24 protein-coding genes are annotated in these 26,625 nt (G+C 64.1%); 18 read left to right on the forward strand and 6 right to left on the reverse strand.

What is annotated here, in order from left to right:
• Positions 1-54: 54 nt before the first annotated feature.
• A complete protein-coding gene (locus tag ACE10Z_RS19175) occupies positions 55-1,236 on the forward strand; it encodes a DUF2336 domain-containing protein (protein ID WP_375789296.1) in 1,182 nt (393 codons plus the stop codon).
• Between the two features lie 59 nt (positions 1,237-1,295).
• Here the strand turns inward: ACE10Z_RS19175 and ACE10Z_RS19180 are convergent, their stop codons facing one another.
• The 3 genes from ACE10Z_RS19180 to ACE10Z_RS19190 form a co-directional block, all read right to left on the reverse strand.
• Entirely contained in the window at positions 1,296-1,874 is a 579-nt protein-coding gene (locus tag ACE10Z_RS19180; protein ID WP_375789297.1) for an Hpt domain-containing protein, read from the reverse strand.
• 9 nt (positions 1,875-1,883) lie between these two features.
• Positions 1,884-2,429: a response regulator gene (locus ACE10Z_RS19185; RefSeq protein ID WP_024582417.1), complete on the reverse strand. Its 546-nt coding sequence runs from the start codon at positions 2,427-2,429 to the stop codon at positions 1,884-1,886.
• Positions 2,430-2,547: 118 nt separating this feature from the next.
• Positions 2,548-3,327 (reverse strand): NAD kinase, encoded by a 780-nt coding sequence (locus ACE10Z_RS19190; protein WP_375789298.1) that lies wholly within the window; start codon positions 3,325-3,327, stop codon positions 2,548-2,550.
• Between the two features lie 161 nt (positions 3,328-3,488).
• Between ACE10Z_RS19190 and ACE10Z_RS19195 the strand changes: the two genes are divergently transcribed.
• The 3 genes from ACE10Z_RS19195 (at position 3,489) to ACE10Z_RS19205 (ending at position 7,549) form a co-directional block, all read left to right on the forward strand.
• Positions 3,489-5,072, forward strand: a complete 1,584-nt coding sequence (locus tag ACE10Z_RS19195) for a S10 family peptidase (protein ID WP_375789299.1) — start codon at positions 3,489-3,491, stop codon at positions 5,070-5,072.
• Positions 5,073-5,430: 358 nt separating this feature from the next.
• Complete coding sequence (locus ACE10Z_RS19200; RefSeq protein ID WP_375783368.1) at positions 5,431-6,717, forward strand: IS4 family transposase; 1,287 nt, start codon at positions 5,431-5,433, stop codon at positions 6,715-6,717.
• A gap of 68 nt (positions 6,718-6,785) precedes the next feature.
• Positions 6,786-7,549 (forward strand): IS5 family transposase gene (locus tag ACE10Z_RS19205; protein WP_375789853.1). Its coding sequence is split into 2 segments (ribosomal slippage): positions 6,786-7,121 and positions 7,124-7,549, totalling 762 coding nucleotides; the frame shifts between segments, so codons are not numbered across the junction.
• 337 nt (positions 7,550-7,886) lie between these two features.
• Here ACE10Z_RS19205 and ACE10Z_RS19210 read toward each other — a convergent pair.
• Positions 7,887-8,768: a LysR substrate-binding domain-containing protein gene (locus ACE10Z_RS19210; protein WP_375789300.1), complete on the reverse strand. Its 882-nt coding sequence runs from the start codon at positions 8,766-8,768 to the stop codon at positions 7,887-7,889.
• Between the two features lie 183 nt (positions 8,769-8,951).
• Between ACE10Z_RS19210 and ACE10Z_RS19215 the strand changes: the two genes are divergently transcribed.
• Positions 8,952-9,413: a (2Fe-2S)-binding protein gene (locus tag ACE10Z_RS19215; protein ID WP_375789301.1), complete on the forward strand. Its 462-nt coding sequence runs from the start codon at positions 8,952-8,954 to the stop codon at positions 9,411-9,413.
• Positions 9,414-9,416: 3 nt separating this feature from the next.
• Positions 9,417-11,594 carry a molybdopterin cofactor-binding domain-containing protein gene (locus ACE10Z_RS19220; RefSeq protein WP_375789302.1) on the forward strand — a complete coding sequence of 726 codons (2,178 nt, stop codon included), beginning with the start codon at positions 9,417-9,419 and terminating at the stop codon, positions 11,592-11,594.
• Positions 11,595-11,770: 176 nt separating this feature from the next.
• Here the strand turns inward: ACE10Z_RS19220 and ACE10Z_RS19225 are convergent, their stop codons facing one another.
• Positions 11,771-12,667, reverse strand: coding sequence for a DUF2189 domain-containing protein (locus ACE10Z_RS19225; protein ID WP_342728350.1), 897 nt, complete (start codon positions 12,665-12,667; stop codon positions 11,771-11,773).
• Between the two features lie 555 nt (positions 12,668-13,222).
• On the opposite strand from ACE10Z_RS19225, the gene coxB reads away from it, so the two are divergent.
• The 6 genes from coxB (at position 13,223) to ACE10Z_RS19255 (ending at position 18,763) form a co-directional block, all read left to right on the forward strand.
• A complete protein-coding gene (gene coxB / locus ACE10Z_RS19230; protein ID WP_375789303.1) occupies positions 13,223-14,056 on the forward strand; it encodes a cytochrome c oxidase subunit II in 834 nt (277 codons plus the stop codon).
• A 71-nt stretch (positions 14,057-14,127) separates the two neighbouring features.
• Positions 14,128-15,903 carry a cytochrome c oxidase subunit I gene (gene ctaD, locus ACE10Z_RS19235; protein WP_375789304.1) on the forward strand — a complete coding sequence of 592 codons (1,776 nt, stop codon included), beginning with the start codon at positions 14,128-14,130 and terminating at the stop codon, positions 15,901-15,903.
• Positions 15,900-16,604: a cytochrome c oxidase subunit 3 gene (locus ACE10Z_RS19240; RefSeq protein WP_375789305.1), complete on the forward strand. Its 705-nt coding sequence runs from the start codon at positions 15,900-15,902 to the stop codon at positions 16,602-16,604. The genes ctaD and ACE10Z_RS19240 overlap by 4 nt, the downstream gene beginning before the upstream one ends.
• A 15-nt stretch (positions 16,605-16,619) precedes the next feature.
• Positions 16,620-17,342, forward strand: coding sequence for a heme-copper oxidase subunit III family protein (locus ACE10Z_RS19245; protein WP_375789306.1), 723 nt, complete (start codon positions 16,620-16,622; stop codon positions 17,340-17,342).
• Between the two features lie 9 nt (positions 17,343-17,351).
• Complete coding sequence (locus ACE10Z_RS19250) at positions 17,352-17,759, forward strand: cytochrome C oxidase subunit IV family protein (RefSeq protein ID WP_176530484.1); 408 nt, start codon at positions 17,352-17,354, stop codon at positions 17,757-17,759.
• Between the two features lie 95 nt (positions 17,760-17,854).
• Positions 17,855-18,763 carry a heme o synthase gene (locus tag ACE10Z_RS19255; protein WP_375789307.1) on the forward strand — a complete coding sequence of 303 codons (909 nt, stop codon included), beginning with the start codon at positions 17,855-17,857 and terminating at the stop codon, positions 18,761-18,763.
• A 132-nt stretch (positions 18,764-18,895) separates the two neighbouring features.
• Here the strand turns inward: ACE10Z_RS19255 and ACE10Z_RS19260 are convergent, their stop codons facing one another.
• Complete coding sequence (locus tag ACE10Z_RS19260) at positions 18,896-19,114, reverse strand: GDCCVxC domain-containing (seleno)protein (protein WP_375789308.1); 219 nt, start codon at positions 19,112-19,114, stop codon at positions 18,896-18,898.
• Positions 19,115-19,354: 240 nt separating this feature from the next.
• On the opposite strand from ACE10Z_RS19260, the gene ACE10Z_RS19265 reads away from it, so the two are divergent.
• The 6 genes from ACE10Z_RS19265 (at position 19,355) to ACE10Z_RS19290 (ending at position 26,582) form a co-directional block, all read left to right on the forward strand.
• Positions 19,355-19,912 carry a sigma-70 family RNA polymerase sigma factor gene (locus ACE10Z_RS19265; protein WP_375789309.1) on the forward strand — a complete coding sequence of 186 codons (558 nt, stop codon included), beginning with the start codon at positions 19,355-19,357 and terminating at the stop codon, positions 19,910-19,912.
• Positions 19,909-20,550: a DUF1109 domain-containing protein gene (locus ACE10Z_RS19270; RefSeq protein ID WP_375789310.1), complete on the forward strand. Its 642-nt coding sequence runs from the start codon at positions 19,909-19,911 to the stop codon at positions 20,548-20,550. The genes ACE10Z_RS19265 and ACE10Z_RS19270 overlap by 4 nt, the downstream gene beginning before the upstream one ends.
• 113 nt (positions 20,551-20,663) lie before the next feature.
• Positions 20,664-20,939 carry a hypothetical protein gene (locus tag ACE10Z_RS19275; protein ID WP_375789311.1) on the forward strand — a complete coding sequence of 92 codons (276 nt, stop codon included), beginning with the start codon at positions 20,664-20,666 and terminating at the stop codon, positions 20,937-20,939.
• Positions 20,940-21,514: 575 nt separating this feature from the next.
• Entirely contained in the window at positions 21,515-21,922 is a 408-nt protein-coding gene (locus ACE10Z_RS19280; RefSeq protein ID WP_375789877.1) for a FixH family protein, read from the forward strand.
• On the forward strand, positions 21,919-23,382 hold the full coding sequence (locus tag ACE10Z_RS19285) for an efflux RND transporter periplasmic adaptor subunit (RefSeq protein ID WP_375789312.1): 1,464 nt from the start codon (positions 21,919-21,921) through the stop codon (positions 23,380-23,382). The genes ACE10Z_RS19280 and ACE10Z_RS19285 overlap by 4 nt, the downstream gene beginning before the upstream one ends.
• Positions 23,379-26,582: an efflux RND transporter permease subunit gene (locus ACE10Z_RS19290; RefSeq protein ID WP_375789313.1), complete on the forward strand. Its 3,204-nt coding sequence runs from the start codon at positions 23,379-23,381 to the stop codon at positions 26,580-26,582. The genes ACE10Z_RS19285 and ACE10Z_RS19290 overlap by 4 nt, the downstream gene beginning before the upstream one ends.
• Positions 26,583-26,625 lie beyond the last annotated feature (43 nt).

Here is a 26,625-nt window from a genome sequence, read left to right on the forward strand (position 1 = left end):
CCTTGTAGTGGCGTCGTATGTCGATGCCGTCTCGTTGCGTAAGCCGGCAGGACCATGATCGTTCGGCAGTTCATTAGTTGGATTAGGACCGCTCCAGCAGGCGAGCGGGCAGAGGCGACGCGGGCGTTGGCCCGGGCCTGGCTCATTTCGGATCTCACCGAGGACGACCGCATCGCAGCCGAGGGCGCGCTGCTGATGCTGCTCGACGACCCGTCGCCGCTGGTGCGCCAGGCGATGGCCGAGGTGTTCGCATACAGCGCGGAGGCGCCGGCTACGATCGTGCAGGCGCTGTCGGCCGATCAGCCGGCGATCGCGCTGCCGGTGCTGGAGCATTCACCGTTGCTGATCGATGCCGACCTTGTCGACATCGTCGCGACCGGCTCCGACGAGATGCAGTGCGCGATCGCGCGCCGCGCCAATCTGCCGGCCTCGGTCGCCGCGGCGATCGCCGAGGTCGGCTCGGCGGCGGCCGCGCTCGAGCTGATCGAGAATCCCTACGCCGGGCTCGCGCCGTTCTCCTGGGACCGCATCGTCGAGCGCCACGGCCATCTCGCAGCCATCAGGGAATCGATGCTGCAGCTGGAAGACCTGCCGTCCGCGACGCGGCTCGCGCTGGTCGCGAAGCTCTCCGACACGCTGGCGCAATTCGTCGTCGCGCGAAACTGGCTCGGCGCCGACCGCGCCGACCGCATCGCCGGCGAGGCGAAGGAGCGCTCCACGGTGAATATCGCCGCGCGCGCCTTCGGCGACGACATGCAGAACCTGATCACGCATCTGCGCACCACCGGCCAGCTCACCGCCGGGCTGATCCTGCGCGCGCTGCTGTCGGGCAATCTCGACCTGTTCGGAGCCGCGCTCGCCGAACTGTCCGGACTGCCCTATGGCCGCGTTTCCGCGCTCCTGAACGACCGCGGCGGCAACGGCCTGCAGGCGCTGCTGCGGCGCGCCGGCCTGCCGGAATCCACCTACGCGGCGTTCCGCGTCGCGCTCGAGGCCAGCCACGAGGTCGGCTATGTCGACAGCGGCGACGGTGCGGCGCGGCTGCATCGCCGCATGGTCGAGCGCGTGCTGACCCATTGCGAGACCGACCATTCGGCCGCCGAGCCGCTGCTGATCCTGCTGCGCCGCTTTGCGACCGAATCGGCGCGCGAGGATGCGCGCATGTTCTGCGCGGAGCTCGCCGCGGAAGACGCGGTCGCGGTGCTGCCCTACGACGACGATCTGATCGCGGCCTGACAGCCGCGTTTCCCTTGATTGACGATGATTGAAGCCGTGGCCACCGCCGCGGCGCGCTGCTATTCGCCAGGTGCGATGCTCGGCGCGAGGATGGCCTCGAGATGCTCGGGGCGGTCGCGATTGGCGTGGGTCAGGAACTCGTCGGTGATGCCGCGGAGCTGCTTGCTCAGCACGCCGGCAACGACGGCGGTATCGAGCTTGGTGCGGTTCCGTACGATCGCCTGCACGGCGTTGATGTGGTGGGCAATCAGCTGCGCCGGCACCGCGGCGAGGTCGGGTGCGTGCTCGATGATGCGGCACAGGCTTTCGGCCGCCGCGGCCGCCGAGGGATAACCGAATGTCGCGGCATCGCCCTTGATGTCGTGCGCGGCGCGGAACAGCTCATCGCGGGTCTTGTCGTTGAAGCCCTCGCGCAGCACGGTGGCGTGGGCGGCGGAGAGGCGGTCGGCCTCGATCGTCATCCATTCCTTGAACTCGCTCGACAGCCCGGCGAGCGCCTTCTCGGCGCGGCCGACCGGGTCGTCGAGATCGCTCTCGGGGACGCGCAGCAGCATCTTGCGCAGCGGATTCGGCTGCGTGATGACATGGTGGGTGCCGAAACTCTTGACCTCGATCGTCCCGGATTTGTCTTTTGCCATGACGGTGTCCTAGATGGTCGAGCGGGCCTTTTCGAGCAGCGACGGCTGTTGCAGCACCTCGACCTCGCCACTGCCACGGCGTTCGGGGCCGATATAGGTGTTGGTGGTGTTGCGGCGGCGGTCGGGGCCGAAATAGGTTTTGGTCTTGATGAACGGGCGCGGATTGGCGACCACGTTCATGATGCGCTGATAAAGGCCCTTGGCCGAGATCGGCTTGGCCAGGAATTCGGTGACGCCGGCATCGCGCGCCACGGTGACGCGGCGCTTCTCGGAATGGCCGGTCAGCATGATGATCGGCGCGTAGGGATTGCCCTTGGATTCCGGCTGCCGGATCATCTGCGCGAGTTCGAGCCCGTCGAAGATCGGCATCGACCAGTCGGTGATGACGATGTCGGGCACGTAGTGAGTGTACATCTCGAGCGCGGTGGCGCCGTCCTCGGCTTCATAGACCTCGCGCGCGCCGAACGAATGCAAAAGCGTCCGCAGGATGCGGCGCATGTGCGGATTGTCGTCGCAAATCAAAAATCGCAGCTTGTTGAAATCGATGCGATACATGGTCCGGTCCCGAAGGGGCATACCGGGCCAATGCGGTATTACCCAGCGTTAACCATATCCCGCCCGCGGTTAATGATTGGTTGCCGGGCAAGGGGGCAAGGGGCGGGCCGGCGCGCCATCAGTAGCCGAACTGCTCGCGCAGGATGCGCTCTTCGAGCGAGTGGCCAGGGTCGAACAGCATCCGCATCGCGATCGTCTTGTCGGACAAGACTTCGACCCGGCGGACGTCGCGGACCTCGTCATGGTCGGCGACCGCGGCGACCGGGCGCTTCTCCTCCTCGATCACCTCGATCACCACGAAGGCGGAATTCGGCAGCAGTGCGCCGCGCCAGCGCCGCGGCCGGAATGCGCTGATCGGGGTCAGCGCCAGCAGCGCCGCGTTGATCGGCAGGATCGGCCCTTGGGCGGAGAGATTGTAGGCGGTCGATCCGGCGGGCGTCGCCACCAGGATGCCGTCGGCCATCAGCTCGGGCATCCGCTCGTGCTCATCGATCAGGATGCGCAGCTTGGCGACCTGGTAGGTCTGCCGGAACAGCGCGACCTCGTTGATGGCGTGATGCAGATGCACCGCGCCGTGGATGTCGGTCGCGCGCATCAGGAGCGGATTGATCAGCGACTCCCGCGAAGCCGCCAGCCGCGCGCGCAGATCGTGTGTCGAATATTCGTTCATCAGGAAGCCGACGGTGCCGCGGTGCATGCCGTAGATCGGCTTGCCGCTGCGCATGTTGGCGTGCAGCGTCTGCAGCATCAATCCGTCGCCGCCGAGCGCAACCACGACGTCGGCATCGGCCGCCCGATGGTTGCCGTACATCGCAGTCAGCTGCTCGAGCGCCGTCTGCGCTTCCGCGCTCGCGCTGGCGACGAAGGCGATCTTGTCATACCGCTTGGAGCTAGCCATCGCTCACGAACTCGTTTGGCACGGAACACGCCGCGCTCGTCTATACATCCCGGGCGGCCTTGTCGAGATGGTCCCGTGAGAGACCCGATGCCCAACGGGTGCCGCAAGACTAGCGCAGTTCGCTGGTGATATGCGTAAATGTCGGCCCAGGGAGTAACGGCATGGCTAACAGTTTTGCGACACGGCTCACCGCGGCGTTGCTGGTGGCCTGCCTCGCAACCGCGGCGCGGGCCGACGACGAGACCCCGCAGCCATCGCCGTCGCCGAGCGCGCAGGCCCCAGGCGGTCAGAACCCGAGCGGTCAGAAGGGACGGCCAGGGCGTGGCGAGACGGGCTCCGGCGCCAACGCCGCGGCCAACACGCCCGCCGCCGAGCAGCACCGCCTGCCGCCGGATTCCACGACCAAGCAATCGGTCGCGCTGCCCGGTCGTACGCTCGCCTTCAGCGCGACCGCGGGCTCGATCCGCGTGTTCGACGACAAGGGCGAGCCGCTCGCCGACATCGCCTACACGTCCTACCAGCTCGACGGCGCCGAGAAGACAAGCCGGCCGGTGACGTTCCTGTTCAACGGCGGGCCGGGCTCCGCGTCCGCCTGGCTGCAATTCGGCAATGTCGGGCCGTGGCGACTGCCGTTCGACGGAGCGGTGTCGTCGGCCTCGCCCGAGCTGCAGCCGAATGCCGACACCTGGCTCGATTTCACTGATCTTGTCTTCATCGATCCCGTCGGCACCGGCTACAGCCGTTTCGTCACCACGTCGGAGGATGCGCGCAAGCGCTTCTTCACCGTCGATGGCGATGCCAATTCGGTCGCGCTGGTGATCCGCCGCTGGCTGGAGAAATACGACCGGCTGACCTCGCCGAAATACGTCGCCGGCGAAAGCTATGGCGGCATTCGCGGACCCAAGGTGGTGCGCAATCTGCAAATGCAGCAGGGTGTCGGCGTGCGCGGCCTGATCCTGATCTCGCCGGTGCTGGATTTCCGCGACTATACCGGCTCCAGCCTCCTGCAATATGTCGCGAGCCTGCCGACCATGACGGCGGTCGCGCGGCAGGCGAAGGGGCCGGTGACGCGGGACGATCTCGCCGACGTCGAGAACTATGCGCGCGGCGATTTCCTGCTCGACCTCGTCAAGGGGCAGGCCGATGCCGAGGCCACCGCGCGGCTCGCCGACAAGGTCGCAAGCCTGACCGGCATCGATCAGGCGGTGAGCCGCAGGCTCGCCGGCCGCTTCGACATCGGCGAATTCCGCCGCGAGTTCGATCGCAAGAACGGCAAGGTGACCGGCCGCTACGATGCCTCGATCGAAGGCTTCGATCCCTATCCGGACTCCAGCTCCTTCCGCTTCAACGATCCGTCCGGCGATCCGCTGATGGCGCCGCTGACCAGCGCCGCCGTCGATCTCACCACGCGCAGACTGAACTGGCGGCCGGACGGCTCCTATCATCTGCTCAGCGAAAGCGTGAACAAGGGCTGGGAGTTCGGCCACGGCATCAGCCCGCCGGAGTCGGTGACGCAGCTGCGCCAGATGCTGGCGCTCGACCCCAAGCTGAAGCTCCTGATCGGTCACGGCCTGTTCGATCTCGCGACGCCGTATTTCGCCTCAAAGATCATCCTCGACCAGCTGCCGGCCTTCGCGGGTCCGAGCCGCACCAGGCTCGCGGTCTATCCCGGCGGCCACATGTTCTACTCCCGCGACGGGTCGCGCGAGGCGTTCCGCAAGGAGGTCGAGGCGCTGATCAAGTGAGGGTGGCGTGGCGGCATGGATTACGCCGCCGGCGCGACGCCCACAGCCGTCGTCCCTGCGAAAGCAGGGACCCATACGCCGCGGCGTACCTTGTTGAAGGGGCTCGTCGTTCCAGCATCGCCCCAAAATTGGCATTTGTGGTTATGGGTCCCTGCTTTCGCACTATGGCATGCACAGATCTGGTGTGGCGGATTGACTCGGGGCGGGCTGGGGGGATTCCAGAATCGCCCATTGATGTGATTCCTATTACGGCACTTCGGTTTGGACGGAGTGTCAGCATGTTGTTGCGGATCGACTGGACGTTGGGCAGATTCGGGGATCGTCGTCTCGACAAAGGGGGGCGGCGTTCGTCGGACGCATGGTCGCGGGCAAGGACGTCTGCCTGCGGCGACTTTGCAAGGGTGACCGCGCGCTGGAGGTGCGGTTCAACCGCTTCCTCGGCAACACCAAGGTAACAGCGGAGCGGATCATCGAAAGCTGGAGCGAAAGCACGGTTGCAGCGGTCGTGGGCCGCCATGTGTTGGCGATCCAGGACACCAGCGAGATCCACTTCAACACCACGCCGCAACGCCGGCGCGGGCTCGGAGAGATCGCCAAGGGCAACAGCTACGGCGTGCTGCTGCATCCGATGCTGGCGGTGGATGCGGACGCCGGCACCTGCCTCGGCCTTTTGAGCGGCGAGGTGTGGACGCGCGAGGGCCGCCGCACCGTCTCGCACGACCTGCGCGAGCTGTCGGACAAGGAATCGCAGCGCTGGATGTCTACTGTGATCGCCGCCAAGCCACTGCTCGCCGGCGCTGCGATGGTGACCGTGATCGGTGACCGCGAGAGCGACATCTTTGCCCTGTATGCCAGCGCGGCCGAGCAGCAATGCCACGTGATCGCCCGCAGCATGCATGATCGCAAACTGGCCGACGCGAGCGGCCTGTATGCGGTCAGCGATGCCATGGCTGCGGTGGATCAGCGCGCCATCCAGTTGCCTGCCCGCGCGTCGCGACCTGCGCGTCAGGTTCAGCTCGAGCTGCGCTTTGGCGCCATCGAGCTTGCCCGACCCCAGACCAAGTTCCTGCGCCATTTGCCCCAAAACCTGCCGCTGGCCGTCGTCGACGTGCGCGAGGTCGGCGCCTCCAGCGTCGAGCCGCTGCATTGGCGGCTCCTCACCTCTCACCCGATTGCCAAGGCTGAAGACGCCTGGCGGATCGTTGAGTGGTACAAGCAGCGCTGGCTCATCGAGCAGTTCTTCCGCGTCCTCAAAACCCAAGGTTTCAGGCTCGAAGACAGCCAGATCGCCTCCGCCGACCGGCTCCTCAAGCTGGTCGCCATCGCCGCCAAGGCCGCCGTCATCACCATCCAGCTCCTGCAAGCGCGCAACGGCAGTCGGCAGCCGCTCCACATCGTCTTCAATCCTGGCGAGGTCGCTGCCCTCGTCGCCCTCAATCAGCAGCTCGAAACCAGCAGCAAACGGCTCAAGAATCCGCATCCGCCAGACTGCCTCGCATGGGCCGCATGGATCATCGGCCGCCTCGGCGGATGGGATGGCTATCCTTCGTCCAAGCCGCCAGGCCCGATCACGTTCAAGAACGGCCTCGAATACTTCCACGCTGTCGCCACCGGATGGAGCCTCAGAGATCTGTGCATGCCCTAGGTGGTGTGGACTCTAAGGATTCCCTTTTAGGAGCAAATCAGATTCAAGGCTGCTTTTGGGAGGCCGCCTTGGGAGTGATGGACCGTTTGGTATTGAGCGACGCGGCGTGGGAGCGGATGGCGCCGCTGATCATAGGGCGCCCCGATCAGAAGGGCTCCACCGGGCGCGACAACCGGATGTTCGTGGAAGGTGTGCTGTGGATCGTGCGTACGGGGTCTCCCTGGCGCGATCTCCCGGAGGTCTTTGGCGATTGGAACAGCGTGTTCCGGCGCTTCAGCCGATGGAGCATCAAGGGTGTTTGGTGGCGGATCTTCGAGGCGATGTCCGATGATCCGGACTTCGAATATCTGATCGTCGATTCCACCATTGTTCGGGCGCATCAGCACGCCGCCGGCGCCAAAAAGGGGGGTCTGAAGATCAAGCGATCGGTCGCTCGCGCGGGGGCCTGAGCACCAAGATACATATGGCCGTTCGAGGCTTGGGATGTCCGGTGCGGTTCACGCTTACCGCAGGTCAGAAGGGCGATGCACCGCAAGCCGCCGCATTGATCGAAGGCTTATCCGCCGAGGTCGTCATGGCCGACACCGCCTATGACGCCGATCATCTGCGCCAAGCCATTGTTGCCAAAGGCGCGATCGCCGTCATTCCCAACAACCCGTCACGCGCGCTCAAATATCCGCTCGACAAGCACCTCTACGCCCAGCGTCATCTCGTCGAATGCTGCTTCTCAAAGCTCAAGCAGTTCCGACGCGTCGCAACCCGCTTCGAAAAGACCGCCCGAAATTATCGCGCCGTCATCACCCTCGCAGCCATTGTTCTATGGATGCGCTAGTGTCCACACCACCTAGTGCTTTCGCAGGGACGACAGTGAGTTTGTTGCGCCGCCCGCTGCAACCATTCTCGTCGTCCTGGCGAAAGCCAGGACCCATAGCCGCCGAATTCGATTGTGAACGAGATCGTGGCCCCAGCTTCGTGCAACAACGAGCAGTTGGGGTAATGGGTCCTGGCTTTCGCCAGGACGACATCGAATGCGTGGCGCGTTCCTGCATCCCGATCGTTCTCCCTGCGAAAGCAAGGACCCATAACCACAGGGCCGTGTTGTTGAAGAGGGCTGTGGCCCCAGCGTCGCGCAACAATCACCTTCAAGTTGCCCGTCGGATCAATTTGTCTCAGCCATAGGTCTCCACGATGAAGTCGATCAGGGCGCGCAGCTTCGGGGTCATCTTGCGGTGCTTCGGCCACAGGATTTGGCGCGCGCGGCTTTGCGTCGTGTAATTGGGCAGCAGTACCTGCAACCGTCCCGCGGCGATGTCGTCGGCCAGCAGCTCGTCGCGCATCAGTACGATGCCCGCGCCGGCGAGCGCCGCATAGCGGATGCCGAACGCGTTGTTGATGGTCAGGCGGCTCCCGACATCGACATGGACCTCACCCTCCGGTCCGAAGAAGGTCCACCTTCGCGCATCCGACCAGCCGGGATAGCGCAGGCATTCATGACCGCCGAGATCCGCCGGATGGGTCGGCGTGCCGTGTTCGGCGAGATAGCCTGGCGCGGCACAGACCACGCCGGTGTAGGGCGACAGCGAGCGCGACATCATGGTGGAGTCGGTCAGCGTGCCGACGCGGATCGCGGCGTCGAGGCCTTCCTCGAGCAGATCAACCATCTTGTCGCTGAGCACGAGGTCGACCGAAACCTCCGGGTATTTCCTCATGAAGCGGACCAGCGCGGGCGCCAGGCTGTACGACCCGAAGGCGACCGAGGTCGCGACGCGGAGCTTGCCGCGCGGCGCGCTCAAGGCCTCCTCGACCAGCGCATCGCCGGCCTCGGCCTGTTCCAGCAAATGCCTGCAGTGATCGAGATAGCTGCGGCCGAGCTCGGTGAGGCCCTGCCGCCGCGTCGACCGGTTGATTAGTTGCGAGCCGAGCCGGTCCTCGAGAAACCGGATATGCTTGCCGATCATGGTCGGCGAGATCCGCAGCTCTTTGGCCGCCGCGGTGAAGGAGCCGAGATCGGCGACGCGGGCGAACACGGACATGCTGGTCAGTCGGTCCATAATTATAAACCAATGGTTATTTCATAGCGCATCATCGTGCCGCTTATGCAGCACTGGAATTGGATTTATTACCATAAGTGAGTAATCAGCGCGAATGCGCGCGGGATCGCTTTGGAATGTGGCCGGTTGCGCCCGGAGGGGCGCAGTCCGGGCCGGGTCTCGAACCAAGACAGGAGTGTCAGGATGCCTTTCCAGATCATGATCAATGGGACCAGTCACTCGGTCGATGCCGACGGCGATACGCCGCTGCTCTGGGTGCTGCGCGACGTGCTCGGCATGACCGGCACCAAGTTCGGCTGCGGCATGGCGCTGTGCGGCGCCTGCACGGTGCATCTCGATGACAGCGCGGTGCGCTCATGCATCACGACGATCGACAGCATCGGCGACTCCAAGATCACGACCATCGAGGCGGTCGGCAAGACGCCGGCGGGCAAGAAGATCCAGGACGCCTGGCTCGCGCATGAGGTGCCGCAATGCGGCTACTGCCAGTCCGGACAGATCATGTCCGCCTCCGCCCTGCTCGCAAGCAAGCCGAAGCCGACCGATGCTGATATCGACGACGCGATGTCGGGCAACATCTGCCGCTGCGGCACCTATGTGCGCATTCGCGAAGCCATCAAGCAAGCCGCGCAGTCGGGAGGTTGAGCCATGACGCTGATCGACAATCTGTCTGAGCGCGCCGCCGATCTGTCGCGCCGCAACTTCCTTCGTGCCAGCGCGATCGCAGGCGGCGGCCTGCTGCTCAGCGTGTGCCTGCCGTTCGCCAGCCGCGAGAGCGAGGCTGCGACGTCCGATGGCTTCGCGCCGAATGCTTTCATCCGGATCGGCGGCGACGGCAAGGTCGTGCTGACCATGCCCTATGTCGAGATGGGGCAGGGCACCTACACCTCGATCCCGATGCTGATCGCCGAGGAGCTCGAGATCGGCCTCAATCAGGTCCAGCTCGAGCACGCGCCGCCGAGCGACAAGCTCTATGCCAATCCGCTGCTCGGCGTGCAGGCCACCGGCAATTCGAATGCGATGCGCGGCGCCTGGCAGCCGATGCGGAAAGCCGGCGCCACCGCGAAGGCGATGCTGGTCGCGGCCGCGGCGAAGCGCTGGAACGTCGAGCCCGGCTCGTGCCGCGCCGAGAACGGCGAGGTGCATCACGCAGCCTCGGGACGTAAGCTCGGTTACGGCGAACTGGCAGCCGATGCGGCGCAGATGCCGGTGCCAGACAATGTGGCGCTGAAGAACCCGGCCGAGTTCAAGCTGATAGGGACGCCGGCCAAGCGGCTCGATACGCCGTCCAAGATCAACGGCTCGGCGGTCTACGGCATCGACGCACGGCCACCGGGCGTGAAGATTGCGACGCTGGCGCAGTCGCCGGTGTTCGGCGGGCGGGTCAAGCGCGTGGATGATGCAGCGGCGAAGGCCGTCAACGGCGTGCGCCAGATCGTGAAGCTCGACGACGCCGTCGCCGTCGTGGCCGATCACATGGGGGCGGCGAAGAAGGGTCTCGCGGCGCTCACGATCGAGTGGGACGAGGGGGCTCACGCCAAGCTCGCCACGTCAGATATCGCGCGCGAGCTCGAGGCCGCCACGACGAAGCCGGGCGCGGTCGCGCAGAATGTCGGCGACGCCGACAAGGCAATGGCAGGCGCGGCGACGAAACTCGAGGCGACCTATCAGCTGCCGTTCCTCGCCCATGCGACGATGGAGCCGATGAACTGCACCGTGCATGTCCGCGCCGACGGCTGCGAAATCTGGGTCGGTAACCAGGCCCTCTCTCGCGTGCAGGCGGTGGCCGCCAAGATGCTGGACCTGCCGCCGGAGAAGGTGGTGGTGCACAATCACCTGCTCGGCGGCGGCTTTGGCCGCAGGCTCGAGGTCGATGGGGTGATCCGCGCCGTGCAGATCGCGAAGCAGGTCGATGCGCCGGTCAAGGTGGTGTGGACCCGCGAGGAGGACATCCAGCACGACATGTACCGGCCGTACTGGTGCGACCGGATTGCGGTCGGCCTCGATGCATCCGGCAAGCCGGTCGCCTGGAACAACCGTTTCGCCGGCTCGTCGGTGATTGCGCGATGGGCACCGCCGGCGTTCCGCAACGGTCTCGACCCCGACACGACAGAGGGCGCGATCGATCTCGTCTATGACATTCCGAACTTCCACGTCGAATATGTCCGGGTCGAGCCGCCCGGCATTCCGACCGCGTTCTGGCGCAGCGTCGGGCCCTCGCACAACGTGTTCGTCACCGAAAGCGTGATCGACGAGATGGCGGCGGCCGCCAAGCAGGATCCCGTCGATTATCGCCGGGCGCTGCTCGGCAAGTCGCCGCGCGCCAAGGCGGCGCTCGAGCTTGCCGCGGCCAAGGCCGGCTGGGGCGGCAAGCTGCCCGCCGGGCGCGGCCGCGGCGTTTCGCTGCAGTTCGTGTTCGGCAGCTACCTCGCGCAAATTGCCGAGGTGGAGGTTGCCAAGGACGGTTCGGTCCGCGTCCACCGCGTCGTCTGCGCGATGGATTGCGGCACCGTGGTCAATCCCGACACGGTGCAGGCGCAGCTGCAGAGCGGCATCAATTTCGGGGTCACCGCCGCGCTCTATGGCGAAATCACGCTGAAGGACGGCCGCATCGAGCAGAGCAACTTCGATAGCTACCAGATGCTGCGCATCGATCAGGCGCCGGCCATCGAGGTCCACATCGTGCCGAGCACCGAGCCGCCCGGCGGCATGGGCGAGACCGGGACATCGGGCATCGTGCCTGCGATCAGCAACGCGATCTTCGCGGCAACCGGCAAGCGGCTGCGAAAGATGCCGGTCGACCCGGCGGCGTTGAAGCAGACGTGACCGATTGAGGGATGGCACAGCTGTGCTTCGCGGGTCGAGGGTGACTTCGGCTCGCGCGCGGCACCGCGTTCTCGCGACCGCGGCACGTCGAGTTCGTTGCCAGCCAAGCCTCGGCGCGGCGCGACAACAACTACGCCCGCCTTGCCTCGTGAGCGATCAAGCTCGCGCCGGTATCACTAACGCTCACGGCTCCACGGGAAGAGCGAGGCCGGGAAATCGGCCGCGTAGCGGTGACCGATCGGCGGGCGCGGCTCCTCTTGCGGAGGATTGGGGTCAGGCTCGATCACCTTCCTGTAAAGATGCCAGGTCGCATGACCAAGCACCGGCAGAACGACGCAGAGACCGACGAAGAATGGCAGTGAGCCCACGGCGAGCAATACCGCAACGATCAATCCCCACGCCGCCATCTCAATTGGATTCATCATCACGGCCCGGATCGAGGTGCGGATCGCATCGATTGCTGTCGCATGGCGGTCGAGCATCAGTGGAAACGAGACGACGCTGACGCACAGGGCAACCAAGGCGAAAAGGAAGCCGACGCCGCATCCGACGATGATGAGCGACCAGCCTTCGGGCGTCGTTAACACGCGCTCTGCGAAATCAGGGATGCTCGCAGCCGGAGCATAGCCGAAAGTCGCAATGTAGATCGCGTCCGCGGCGGCGATCCAGACCCCGAACAGAACGAACAGGAGAATGCCGAGTTCGAGCATGGCGCCGAACGACGGCGCGCGCAGCACCTGCATTGCATCCCAGGCTCCCGGCTCCTCCCCCCGCTCGCGGCGGCGGCTCAGTTCGTAGAGGCCTAGTCCGGCGAAAGGACCGATCAGGGCGAAGCCGGCGGCGAGCGGAAACAGCAGCGGCAGCACCGAATAGCCGATCACAAGTCTGAACAGGACAAGTCCGAGGACGGGATACATCACGCACAGGACGATTGCGTGGGTCGGGATGGCTTTGAAGTCTTCCCAGCCGAGGCGCAGCGCGTCGCCCAAGTCGGAAAGGCTGATCTTGCGAACGACAAAGGCGGTAGAGACGCCAAACAACTGCAGCTTGGGGCGTGCGAATACGGTGGTCATGGTTCCGGTCTCCTTGCTTGTGGCCGCAGGGGAACGGAGCGCCATCAACACACGCACATCCGCCTCATGCGCGAAAATCGCGACTGAGTCCGGCAAATCAGGTTCAACCAGAAGGAGCTTGCCGGACGACATTTGTCGCAACCGGTCCAGTAAGACTAGTCCGATGCGCGGCAGAAACAAGGAGGCGAACGCGGCGCGGAGAATTGTGCATTGGCGCAAACCGGGTTTTGCGATGCACCATGTGATGGGGGAGGGCGATCGGTTCTTGCGGCATGCAATGCATTGCGGCCAACACGCGCCGGACCGAGCCGGGCATACTCCTCATTGACGCCTATTGACGCCGGGCTCGACGGGTACCATGTTGAAGGACTGAACGCCCCCAGCTCCGATGAGGTTGCGGCCGTGACGTTGAGCTTTTGTCATGTCCCAGCGTCGCGACCGGCAGAATGGGCGAGGCAAGAGGCACGGTGATTGTGAACGTGACACCGTCCCTTTGACGTGAGCTCCGCCCTTTCGTTCGTCTCCGTAGCCTTCAATGGCAAGGAGGAATGAGGGATGGCTGTAGCGATCATGCTGCTCCTGGTTGCGGTCGCCTCGGTGCTGTTTCATCTCTACAGCCCGTGGTGGTGGACGCCGATCGCCTCAAACTGGCGTTACATCGACGATACGATCAATCTGACGTTCTGGATCACCGGGGCGGTTTTCTGCGCGGTCATCGCGTTCATGGCCTATTGCGTCTTCCGTTTCCACCACAAGGAGGGACGGCGGGCCGCCTACAATCCCGAAAACAAGAAGCTCGAATGGTGGCTCAGCATCGTGACGGCAGTCGGCGTCGCAGCCATGTTGGCGCCCGGCCTGGTCGTCTGGCACCAGTTCGTCACCGTTCCCGACGACGCGACCGACGTCGAGGTCGTTGGACAACAGTGGATGTGGAGCTATCGGCTTCCCGGAAAGGACGGCCGGCTCGGCACGTCAGATGCGCGCCTGATCAGTTCCGACAATCCACTCGGGTTGAACCCCAACGATCCGAACGGACAGGACGACATCGTCGTTCAAAGCGACGATCTGCATCTGCCGGTTGGGAAGCCGGTGAAGGTGTTGCTCCGCTCAATCGACGTTCTGCATGATTTCTACGTGCCCGAGTTCCGGGCCAAGATGGACATGATACCTGGCTCGGTGACCTATTACTGGTTCACGCCCACCCGCACCGGAACATTCGACGTCCTCTGTGCGGAGCTGTGCGGTGTCGCGCACGCGCAGATGCGGAGCAGGGTCGTCGTGCAGGAAGCGAAAGAATATCACGCGTGGCTCGAGAAGCAGCGGACGTTTGCGGAGTTGTCAAGCCAGCACGACGTCGCGAAGGCCGCGTACAAGACTGGTAGCGAATGAACATGCCGACGAGGATCAGCCGGATATGAGGTGAACTCGTCGCTGAGCGGAAGACCAAGGAGGCTATTCCGATGGTCGATATCCCGTTTGATGAGGTCGCAGGCATCCCGCCCGCCGAAGTAGGTGAGGTCGAGCTCTATCACCCGCACAGCTGGTGGACGAGGTACGTCTTTTCGCAAGACGCCAAGGTTATCGCCGTCCAGTATTCGATCACGGCGATGTCGATCGGGATGGTTGCGCTGGTGCTGTCGTGGATGATGCGGCTGCAACTGGGATTTCCCGGCACATTCTCCTTCATCGATGCCAATCAGTACCTCCAGTTCATCACGATGCACGGCATGATCATGGTGATCTACCTGCTCACGGCGTTGTTCCTCGGCGGCTTCGGCAACTACCTCATCCCGCTGATGGTCGGCGCGCGGGACATGGTCTTCCCCTACGTGAACATGCTGAGCTACTGGGTCTACCTGCTCGCGGTGCTGGTGCTGGTCGCGACGTTCTTCGTGCCCGGCGGGCCGACCGGCGCAGGCTGGACGCTTTATCCACCCCAGGCGATTCTCTCCGGTACCCCCGGGCAGGATTGGGGCATCGTTCTCATGCTGGCCTCGCTGATCCTGTTCATCATCGGTTTCACGATGGGCGGGCTCAATTATGTGGTGACGGTGCTGCAGGCCCGCACGCGCGGCATGACATTGATGCGGATGCCGCTGACGGTGTGGGGCATCTTCACGGCCACCGTGATGGCGCTGTTGGCCTTCCCGGCGCTGTTCGTCGCCTCGGTGATGCTGTTGCTGGACCGCCTCCTGGGAACCAGCTTCTTCATGCCGACGCTGGTCGAGATGGGCCAGCTGACGAAGTATGGCGGCGGCAGCCCGATCCTGTTCCAGCATTTGTTCTGGTTCTTTGGCCACCCCGAGGTCTACATCGTCGCCTTGCCGGCCTTCGGCATCATTTCCGATCTGATCAGCACCCACGCCCGAAAGAACATCTTCGGCTATCGCATGATGGTTTGGGCGATCGTGGCAATCGGTGCTCTCAGCTTCGTCGTATGGGCGCACCATATGTATGTGAGCGGCATGAACCCGTATTTCGGGTTCTTCTTCGCCACCACGACACTCATCATCGCCATCCCGACTGCGATCAAGGTCTACAACTGGGTGCTGACGCTGTGGCGCGGTGACATCCATCTCACGGTGCCGATGCTGTTCGCCCTCGCGTTCATCATCACTTTCGTCAATGGCGGCCTGACCGGGCTGTTCCTCGGCAACGTGGTCGTGGACGTTCCGCTGTCCGACACCATGTTCGTTGTCGCGCACTTCCACATGGTGATGGGGATCGCGCCGATCATGGCCGTGTTTGGCGGAATCTATCACTGGTATCCGAAAGTCACCGGACGCATGCTCAACGAGGCGCTTGGACGTTTCCACTTCTGGGTGACGTTCATTGGGGCCTATGCGGTCTTCTTCCCCATGCACTATCTGGGCCTGCTCGGGATGCCCCGCCGCTATCACGACATCGGCGAGACAGCCTTCGTCCCGGCATCCGCCCATGACCTCAATGCGTTCATGAGCGTGGCGGCGCTGATTGTCGGCTTCGCCCAGCTTGTCTTCCTGTTCAATCTCATCTGGAGCTTGTTGAAGGGGAAAGAGGCCGGCAGCAACCCCTGGGGAGCCGCCTCGCTGGAGTGGCAGACACCGGAAACCCCGCCCGGACATGGCAACTGGGGCAAGGACCTCCCGATCGTCTATCGCTGGGCCTACGATTACAGCGTGCCGGGCGTCGCCAGGGATTTTGTGCCGCAGAATGAACCGCCGGCCGGATTGGCGACGCAGGGAGCCCATCCGTGAGTGCCATCATCCTGTTCACTGTTACAATCGCAGCGATCGCGGGATGGTGGCTCTCGCAGCAAGGGCTGACCGCCAAACCCTGGCTCGAGCAAGGGGTGGACGTCGATGTTCGCGGTGAGCGCGGTTCGTCCGTGCCGACGGCGAAGCTCGGACTGGGCGTATTTCTCGCGGTCGTCGGCTCCTTGTTCGCGCTCCTGATCAGTGCCTACTCCATGCGCAACAGCATGGTGGACTGGCGGGAGCTGCCGCTGCCCAGGCTGTTGTGGTTCAATACGGGCGTCCTGGTCATCAGCAGCGTGGCGCTGCAATGGGCGCTGATGGCCGCGCGACGCGACGACATTGACGGCTTGATCGTCGGCCTGCTGATCGGCGGGGCATGCGCCATGACCTTCCTGGCCGGGCAGCTATTGGTCTGGCAGCAGCTGAATGCCGCCGGCTATTTCGTCGCGTCCAATCCAGCCAATTCCTTCTTCTACCTGATCACTGCGGTGCACGGACTGCATCTGATGGGCGGTCTGGTGGCGCTCGGCAGGACGACCGCGAAGGTGTGGCGTGGCGCGCCGATGATGCAGATGCGCCTGAGCGTGGAGCTCTGCGCCATCTATTGGCATTTCCTGTTGTTGGTCTGGCTGATCTTGCTCGGTCTGCTGACGGGCTGGACCGACAATTTCATCGACATCTGTCGCCAGTTGCTCACCTAGCGAGGGCAGGAAGCGATGACGGAAACCACACTGGCAACCCCCAAGACGTCGCCCGGCACGATACCCGGATTGCGCGGCATCGCCGCCGACTGGGCCTCGGACCAGCGTGCCTTCAAGCACGTGTCCTGGGGGAAGGCCATGATGTGGATATTCCTTCTGAGCGACACCTTCATCTTCAGTTGCTTCCTGCTGTCGTACATGACGGCGCGAATGTCGACGACCGTGCCGTGGCCCAATCCCAGCGAAGTCTTCGCGCTCAATCTCGGCGGCAAGCACATCCCGCTCATCCTGATCGCGATCATGACTTTCATCCTGATCAGCAGCAGCGGCACGATGGCGATGGCCGTCAACTTCGGTTACCGCCGGGATCGCGCCAAAACGGCGGCCTTGATGCTGGCCACCGCGGCATTTGGCGCGACGTTCGTCGGAATGCAGGCCTTCGAATGGACCAAGCTGATCATGGAGGGCGTGCGGCCGTGGGGCAACCCGTGGGGCGCGCCGCAATTTGGCGCCTGCTTCTTCATGATCACCGGTTTCCACGGCACCCATGTGACCATCGGCGTGATCTTCCTGATCGCCATCGCGCGAAAGGTTTTGCGGGGAGACTTCGACGTCGAACGGCGCGGCTTCTTCACGAGCCGCAGGGGGTATTACGAGATCGTCGAGATCATGGGCCTGTACTGGCACTTCGTCGATCTGGTGTGGGTGTTCATCTTTGCCTTTTTCTATCTCTGGTGAGGTTGGCGCATGACAAACGCAGCGGTACATGTGGAAGGGCAGGCAACGCAACATGGGCTGCACGCGTATGTGCACGACGCAGTCGCATCGGGAGCCACGCACGCAAAGGGCCAGCAGCATCCGATCAAGCTCTATCTCGTGGTCTGGGGATGGCTGTTCGTGCTCAGCACCTGCTCATACCTCGTCGACTTCTTTGGCATCCATGGCCATCTCCGATGGTCACTGATCCTGCTGTTCATGGTGCTGAAGGCCGGCCTGATCGTTGCCGTGTTCATGCACATGGCCTGGGAGCGGTTGGCTTTGGCCTACGCCATCCTGTTGCCGCCAGTGCTCGTGCTGGTCTTTGTAGGGATCATGGTGTTCGAATCCGATTATACGCATCTGCTTCGGGTCATGTTTTTCGCATCAGCGAGCTAGAGGCAGGACGGCCGATAACTCGCCATCTGGGACTCTGCGAAGAAGGCCTTCGACCGATGGCCTCTTGAGTATCGAACTGACGAGGAATCAATCTCGTGCAAATCAATCGTTCAATTCTTCGCCGGAGCTATACGAACATCGGAGACTATGTCGCACTGACGAAACCGCGCGTCATGTCGCTGGTCGTCTTTACCGCACTGGTCGGTCTCATGGTCGCCCCAGGCGGCATCGATCCCGTGACCGGCGTCGTTGCTCTTGCTTGCATAGCTGCGGGAGCTGGCGCTGCAGGTGCTCTCAACATGTGGTACGATGCCGACATCGATGCGGTGATGGCGCGTACCGCCATCCGTCCAATTCCTGGCGGCCGTGTATCGCGCTCGGAAGCACTGGTTTTCGGATTGATGCTCGGGACGTGCGCCGTCCTGGCCCTCGGCACTCTCCTGAACATGGCCGCTGCTGCACTCCTTGCTTTCACGATTTTCTTCTACGTCGTCGTCTACACGATGTGGCTCAAACGCCGAACACCGCAAAATATCGTCATTGGCGGCGCCGCTGGCGCACTCCCTCCGGTGATCGGCTGGGTCGCGGTCACCGGAAGCGTCGGGCTCGAGCCGCTCATCTTGTTCTTGATCATCTTCCTTTGGACGCCACCCCACTTCTGGGCACTGTCGCTCAATCTTGCTGGAGAATATGCCCGCGCCGGTGTGCCGATGTTGCCGGTCGTCGCCGGCAAGACCGAAACAAAGCGCCAGATTCTTCTCTATAGCGTGCTTTTGGTTCCGATCTCGCTGCTGCCTTGTGCACTGGGATTCGCGGGGGCCATCTATGGCGCGGCCGCGGCGATGCTGGGAGCGACCATGATCTTTCTCGCATGGCAGGTACGTCGGAGCCACGACAAGGAAAGGCGGCCTGCTCGTCGCTTGTTCGTGTTTTCGATGCTCTATTTGGTGCTTCTTTTTGGTGTGCTGCTGATGAATGCTGCACCCTCAGCCCAGTCCTACTAATTGGGCTCATTCGAAACGACAGCCGCAGGGCTTACTTCGTGCTGTCGCCGGCGAGATTGGGCTTGCCTGGCCGATCAACCGAAACATCTTCGCCGCGGGGGCGGGCCCCGCCGGGCAAATCAATGGCAGGGCTCAGGCTGGCTCTGACCCGCCACAGCATTCGCCGCGCGTCTGCACCGGAGGGCAGGGGACCGTCCCGTAGGAGCAGAACACGCAGCAATCGCCGGCAAGCGGCTTGAGGCGGGTGCCGCAGCCGCGGCAGTCGTAGAAGAACTGGCAGGCATCGGTCGGCATGGTTTCGGTCGCGGCAAAGCCGCAGGCCGGACAGGTCAGGGTTGAGATGAGTTGCATGGGCCGCGGATCCGTTGGTCAGTTCCTCATGTCATTTCGGCGATCGCTCAGGTCAAGTGGCAAGATTGTGATCGGCGGTCGCCAAAGACGGGCTTATCCAGGCGCAATGAACTCGCGAACCGACGTCGATAACGCGCGAATCGAACCGAATCCGTAACGGCATCAAAAATATTCATGGTTTGGCCGATCGGGGTGTAACCAAACCGGCCGCCTGAGCGAACCAGACCATAGAAGCGCTGCATGACGACCGCGGAAAACGAGCTCAAGCAACTGATGCTTGCCAGCCAGGATGGCGATGCGGCGGCCCACCGGGCGTTGCTGGAGCGCCTGAGCCGGCATTTGCGTGCCTACTACAAGAGCAAGCTTGCGAGGAGCGGCCGCGGCGCGGCGGAGGCGGAGGATCTGGTGCAGGAGGCCGTGCTGGCAATTCACCTGCAGCGGCACACCTACGATCCGGCACAGAAGCTGACGCCCTGGGTGCACGCGGTCGCGCGCTACAAGCTGATCGATTTCCTGCGCCGCACGCGCGCCTCGCGCGCCGACGTGTCGATCGACGCGGCCGACGACATCACCGCGCATGACGATCATATCGGCGCCGAGAGCAGCTTTGACGTCAGGCGATTGCTCAAGCAATTGCCTGATAACATGCAGTGCGCGATCGCGGCCGTGAAGCTCGATGGATTGAGCGTCGCCGAAGCGGCGCAACGGTGCGACATGTCGGAATCCAGTGTGAAGGTCAGCGTTCATCGCGGGCTGAAGGCCTTGGCCGCGTTGATCGCCGGGAGGACGGAGCCATGAAGACGGACGAACTCATCGCGGCGCTGAGCAACAATGTCGAGCCGGTCGATCGCCGGCTGGTCGGCCGGACCGTCGCTATCGCGCTCGGGCTAGGGCTGATTGCCGCGCTTGGCCTCGTGTTTGCCGGGCTCGGCGTTCGCGCCGACCTCGCCACGCCGCGCGCCGTGACCTTTCTCTTTCTGAAGCTCGCATTCGCGGTCGGCATTGTCGGCGCGGCATCGGCCTATCTGACCCGGCTGGCGCGGCCGGGCGGCGAGCGAAAGATCTCGCTTGGACTTGCCGCACTGCCGTTCGGAGCGATCATGCTGCTTGCCGCCATCAGCCTCGGCCAGGCGCCCAGCTCGCATTGGGACAGGATGGTCATGGGAGACCAATGGCTCGAATGCCTGATCTCCGTTCCGATCATCGCGATCGTGCCGTTTGCCGTGGTGATCTGGGCAGTCAGAAAGGCGGCGCCGACCAATCTGGTGCTGGCGGGGGCATTCGGCGGCCTCGTCGCAGGTGGCGTAAGCGCCGTCGGCTATGCGCTCCACTGCACCGATGACTCATTGCCCTTCGTCGCGCTGTGGTACGGCGGCACGATCGTGCTGTGCACACTTGCAGGCGCGGCATTAGGGCCGCGGTTGCTGCGCTGGTGAAAGCAGATCAGATCTTTCACGTCAGCGTGAGCGTGTAACGGGGGAAACGCCGGCTCCGAACTCATGATTGGAAGCGCAAATCAATGCGCTTCAGCAAAATGATGGAGCCGACGATGTCGATCAACAAATGCCTTCTTGCCTTCTCAATCCTCGCGCCGCTTGTGGTGGCATCGGCAACCGCGCAGGCGGGCCTGACGGCCTCCGACCGGAGATACTTGCCCAACGAGACCGCAGAAGCCGCCCCGGTGGGTACCGTTGCCGTGCAGCGCGATCCAATGTCCGCATTCGGCTATGATCAGGGGGCGATGCGCGTGCAGCCGGCGAGTGTTCCGGACGCTGCCCGGACGCCGTGGCGCTATCACGGTGGCCCGAAGTCTCCATATCAATAGCCGCGACATGCGGGACGCCAGGCCGGGATGAACGATTAACCACCCAATCTCCCGCTGGTGCAGTTGTGAACAGGGTGACCTTTTCAGCACCCGTCATTTGTGAGACTGTCGCGACATGAATGTTCGCCAATTGTTCAGATTGCTGCTCGCCGTCCTCGTGACGGCAGGCCTGACAATTGCGCCGCTGGCTGTGCCCGCGGCGGCCGGATCTTCATTGACCGGTATGAGCCAGGTGGCGGACATGTCGGACATGACGGCAGATATGCCGTGCTGCCCCGACAAGCAGAAGAGCAATGATTGCCGGGATTGTCCGCTGGTTGCGATTTGCATGTTGAAGGTCCTGCACGCGGGACCATCGACCCTCGGCCTCGCGGTGAGGCCGTCGACACAGCTGCGATTGCATCTGCGTGACGATCTGGTCGCTGACGGGCTGGTCCGTCCGCCTCCCGACCATCCTCCTCGACATTTGGTCTGACTGGCGCCGCAAGCGCCGGTTGCTGCCGCGCGACCTTCGGTCGCGTGGACGCCGCGTGCCGCGCAAGCGGCAGATCAAATCCTATCGAGGAATGAAACGAATGACGTCGTTCAATACGTCGCGTGCCGTAGTGGCCGCGCTCATCGGCCTGGCGCTGACAGGCACTGCCACTGTCGCGCTCGCCGACATCAAGGATTACGAATTCCAGCTCGTCGACCAGACCGTCCAGGCTGGTCCGGACAAGGTCGTCACCGTCCGGCTGATGAACATGAAGACCGGCAAGGCCGTCCCTGACGCCGTGATCTTCACGACGCGGCTCGACATGGCCCCGGACGGCATGCAGGAGATGGCCACCAAGGTCACGCCGATGCCGGGCGTCGAACCCGGCACCTATCGGTTCAAGGCGAATTTCGGCATGGCCGGGCGCTGGCAGCTGTCGCTCGGTGCGAAGGTGCAGGGCGAGACCGGCACGGTCGAAAGCAAGCTCGTCGTCACGGCCGGGAAATGAACCGGCTCGCTCTGGCAGGCGCTGCCGCTGCGATCGTTGCAGCGGCAGGCGTCGCATATCTCGGTCGCGGCCTGCCGCCGTGGCCAGGCGCAAATCTCGCTCCCTCTGCCGCGCAAGCGGCCGAGGCCGGCGCGCCGATCTATTTCCGCGATCCGGACGGCAAGCCGTCTTACTCGCTGACGCCGAAGAAGACGCCTGACGGCCGCGACTACCAGCCGGTCGCCGCCGGCGCCGATCTCAGCTTTGACGAGCCGGACGCGCCAATGGCGATGCCGGCGGGCAGCAACGCCACGGCCGCCAAGGGCGAGCGCAAGGTCAAATATTATCGCAACCCGATGGGCCTTCCCGACACCTCGCCGGTGCCGAAGAAGGATTCGATGGGGATGGACTACATCGCCGTCTATGACGGCGAAGACAGCGACGACGGCTCGATCACGCTGTCGCCGGGAAAAATCCAGCGCACCGGCGTCAAATCCGAAGCGGCGGAGCTGCGCCGCATCCGCACGCTGGTCCGTGCCCCCGGCACGATCCAGCTCGACGAACGGCGTGTGTCGGTGATTGCAATGCGGGCCGAGAGCTATGTGCAGAAGGTCGCCGACATCACGACCGGCAGCCGGGTGACCAAGGGGCAGCCGTTGATGGAGATCTATAGCCCGGCGGTGTCGTCCGCCGCGGCCGAATATGTCGCGACCATGACCTCGAAGGCGATCGCAAATATCGAGCCTTACGGGCGAGGCTCCAAGCAGCGGCTGACCAATCTCGACGTTCCCGAGACGGTCATCGCCGAGATGGAGAAGAGTCACACGGTTCCGCTCGCGATCCAGTGGTTGTCGCCGCGCGACGGCATCGTGTTGCAGCGCGCCGCGATCGAGGGCATGCGCGCCCAGCCGGGCGACGTGCTGTTCCGGATCGCCGACGTCTCTGTCGTATGGGCACTGGTCGATGTCGCCGAGCGCGATCTCGGCAACATCGTGGTCGGGCAGAAGGTCGCGGTGCGGGCCCGCAGCTATCCCGGCCGCACGTTCATGGGCCAGATCAGCATGATCTATCCGCAGGTCAACAAGGACACGCGCACCGCGCGGGTGCGGATCGAATTACAGAATGCCGATCTCGCGCTGCTGCCGGACATGTATATCGACGCCGAGATCGACATCGGCAGCGCGGCGCCGGTGCTGACGGTGGCTGACAACGCGATCCTCGACACCGGGAGCCGCCAGACCGTGCTGATCGACCGGGGCAACGGCCGGTTCGAGCCGCGCGAGGTCAAGCTCGGGCGGCGCGGCGAGGGCTATGTCGAAATCCGCGACGGGATCGCGGAGGGCGATGCGGTCGTCACGTCGGCCACTTTCTTGATCGATGCCGAAAGCAACCTGAAAGCCGCGATCAAGGGCTTTGCCGAGGCCGGCGCTGCGCAAGCGGCAACGGCCGACAGCCAGATGACGGACGGAGGCCGGCCATGATCGCCCGCATCATCGCCTGGTCGGCGCGCAATCTGCTGCTGGTGCTGTTCGGCACCGGCTTTGCAGCCGCCGCGGGCCTCTACGCGCTGCTGCATCTGCCGCTCGATGCGATTCCCGATCTCTCCGACACCCAGGTCATCGTCTACACCGAGTATCCCGGCCAGGCGCCGCAGGTGATCGAGGACCAGGTCACCTATCCCTTGACCACGGCGATGCTGACGGTGCCGAAGTCGAAGGTCGTGCGCGGCTTCTCGTTCTTCGGCGTCTCCTTCGTCTACGTCATCTTCGAGGACGGCACCGACATCTACTGGGCGCGCTCGCGCGTGCTCGAATTCCTCAACGGTGCGGCGTCGCGATTGCCGGCCGGCGTTTCGCCGACGATCGGTCCCGATGCGACCGGCGTCGGCTGGGTCTACCAGTATGCCGTGATGTCGAAACAGCTCAATCTGGCGGATACCCGCACGATCCAGGACTGGAACCTGAAATTCGCGCTGGCGAGAGCGGAAGGCGTCGCCGAGGTCGCGAGCGTCGGCGGCTTCGTCAAGCAGTACAATGTGATCCTCGATCCGCAGCGGATGCGTGATCGCGGCATCACCATGCAGCGGATGCGCGACGCGATCCGCGCCAGCAATGCCGATGTCGGCGGCCGCACCGTCGAGCTCTCCGAGTTCGAATATGTCATTCGCGGCAAGGGCTATCTGAAGGACATCAACGATCTCGGCAACATCGTGCTGAAGACCGACAACGGCACGCCGGTGCTGCTGCGCGACGTTGCCCGCGTCGAGCTCGGCCCCGACGAGCGGCGCGGCATCGCGGAATTGAACGGCGAGGGCGAGGTGGCGAGCGGCATCGTCCTGCAACGCTTCGGCGTCAATGCGCTCGACGTGATCGAAAACGTCAAGAAACGCTTCAAGGAGATCGCGACCAGCCTGCCGAAATCGGTCGAGATCGTGCCGGTCTACGACCGCTCCAACCTGATCTATGCGGCGATCGACACGCTCAAGCGCACGCTGTTCGAGGAGAGCGTCGTGGTCGCGCTGGTCTGCTTCGTGTTCCTGCTGCATGTCCGCAGCGCGCTGGTCGCGATCCTGATGCTGCCGGTCGGCGTCCTGATGGCGTTCGGCGCGATGAAGCTGCTCGGGATCGGCTCCAACATCATGAGTCTTGGCGGCATCGCGATCGCGATCGGCGCCATGATCGATGCGGCGATCGTGATGATCGAGAATGCGCACAAGCATCTGGAGCGGGCCGAGCCGGGCCGGTCGCGGGTCGCGATCCTGATCGAGGCCGCGGCGGAGGTGGGACCGGCGCTGTTCTTCAGCCTGCTCATCATCACCGTGTCGTTCATGCCGATCTTCACGCTGGAATCGCAGGAGGGGCGGCTGTTCTCGCCGCTCGCCTTCACCAAGACGTTCGCGATGGCGGCAGCCGCGCTGCTGTCGGTGACGCTGGTGCCGGCATTGATGGTGATCTTCGTCCGCGGCAGGATCGTCCCCGAGCACAAGAATCCGATCAACCGGTTCCTGATCTGGATCTACCGTCCCGTCATCAACGGCGTGTTGCGGGCCAAGACGCTGGTGATCCTGCTCGCGCTCGCAGCGATCGCCGTCACGGTCTGGCCGGCCCGGCAACTCGGCACCGAGTTCATGCCCGACCTCAACGAAGGCACGCTGCTCTACATGCCGACCACGCTGCCGGGGATTTCGGTGACCAAGGCGGCCGAGCTGCTGCAGATGCAGGACCGCATCATCCGCAGCTTTCCGGAGGTCGTCTCGGTCTACGGCAAGGCCGGCCGCGCCGCCACCGCGACCGACCCTGCGCCGTCGGAGATGTTCGAGACCGTCGTCAACCTCAAGCCGAAACAGCAATGGCGCAAGGGCCTCACGCTCGACGGCCTGATCGCCGAGATGGACAAGGCGCTGCAATTCCCCGGCGTCTCGAATGCCTGGACCATGCCGATCAAGGCGCGCATCGACATGCTGTCGACCGGGATCCGGACGCCGGTCGGCGTCAAGGTGATCGGCCCCGATCTCGCCGTGATCGACAAGCTCGCGCGCCAGGTCGAGCAGGTCGTGAAGGGCGTGCCCGGCACCTCGTCGGCCTATGCCGAGCGTGGCCTCGGCGGCTACTACCTCGAGATTACGCCGAACCGCGAAGCTTTGTCGCGCTACGGCATCGCGGTGCAGGACGTGCAGGACACGATCGCGACCGCGCTCGGCGGCCAGACCGTCACGACGACAGTGGAGGGGCGCCAGCGCTTCACCGTCAACATGCGCTATCCGCGCGACCTGCGCGACAATCCGGCCGCGATCGCCAGCGACATCCTGGTGCCGATGCCGGCGGGCGGGGCGGTGCCGCTCGGCGAGGTCGCCGATATCACGCCGGCGCGCGGACCGACCACGATCCGGACCGAGAACGGGCAACTCGCGACCTACATCTATGTCGATATCCGCGATCGCGATCTCGGCGGCTATGTCGCGGATGCGCAGCGCGCGGTGCAGGCCGGCGTCCAGTTTCCGCCCGGCACCTACGTGGTCTGGAGCGGGCAATACGAATATCTCGAACGCGCCACCGCGCGGCTCAAGATCGTGGTGCCGGTGACGCTGCTGATCATCTTCCTGCTGCTCTACCTCAACTTCCGCTCGGTGGTGGAGACCATGATCGTGATGCTGTCGCTGCCGTTCGCGCTGGTCGGCGGGCTCTGGCTGATGTGGGCGCTCGGCTTCAACCTGTCGGTTGCGGTCGCGGTCGGCTTCATCGCGCTCGCCGGCGTCGCCGCCGAGACCGGCGTCGTGATGCTGATGTATCTCAACCATGCGCTGGCCGGGATCACCGCGCGTCGCGCCGCCGAGGGACGCTCGATCGACCACGAAGATCTCAACCGCGCGATCATCGAAGGCGCGGTCGAGCGCGTGCGGCCGAAGATGATGACGGTGGTCGCCATCATGGCCGGACTGCTGCCGATCATGTGGAGCACCGGCACCGGCTCCGAGATCATGCAGCGCATCGCGGTGCCGATGATCGGTGGTATGATCTCGTCGACCTTGCTGACGCTGATCGTGATTCCCGCAATCTTCGCCGTCGTGAAGGGCTTCGCGCTGCGCGCGAGGATGCCGGAGGCGGATGTCGTCGCGCCCGTCATGCGACAGCGTGTAGCAGGGGCAGGGAATCCGTTGGCCGGTTCAAACCGGATTGAATGATACCCTGCGGGGGTATATAGGATGGCGGTTCGCAGCCGATTGA

Origin of the sequence: Bradyrhizobium sp. Pha-3, from assembly GCF_042258615.1 — a bacterium.
Taxonomy (GTDB): Bacteria; Pseudomonadota; Alphaproteobacteria; order Rhizobiales; family Xanthobacteraceae; genus Bradyrhizobium.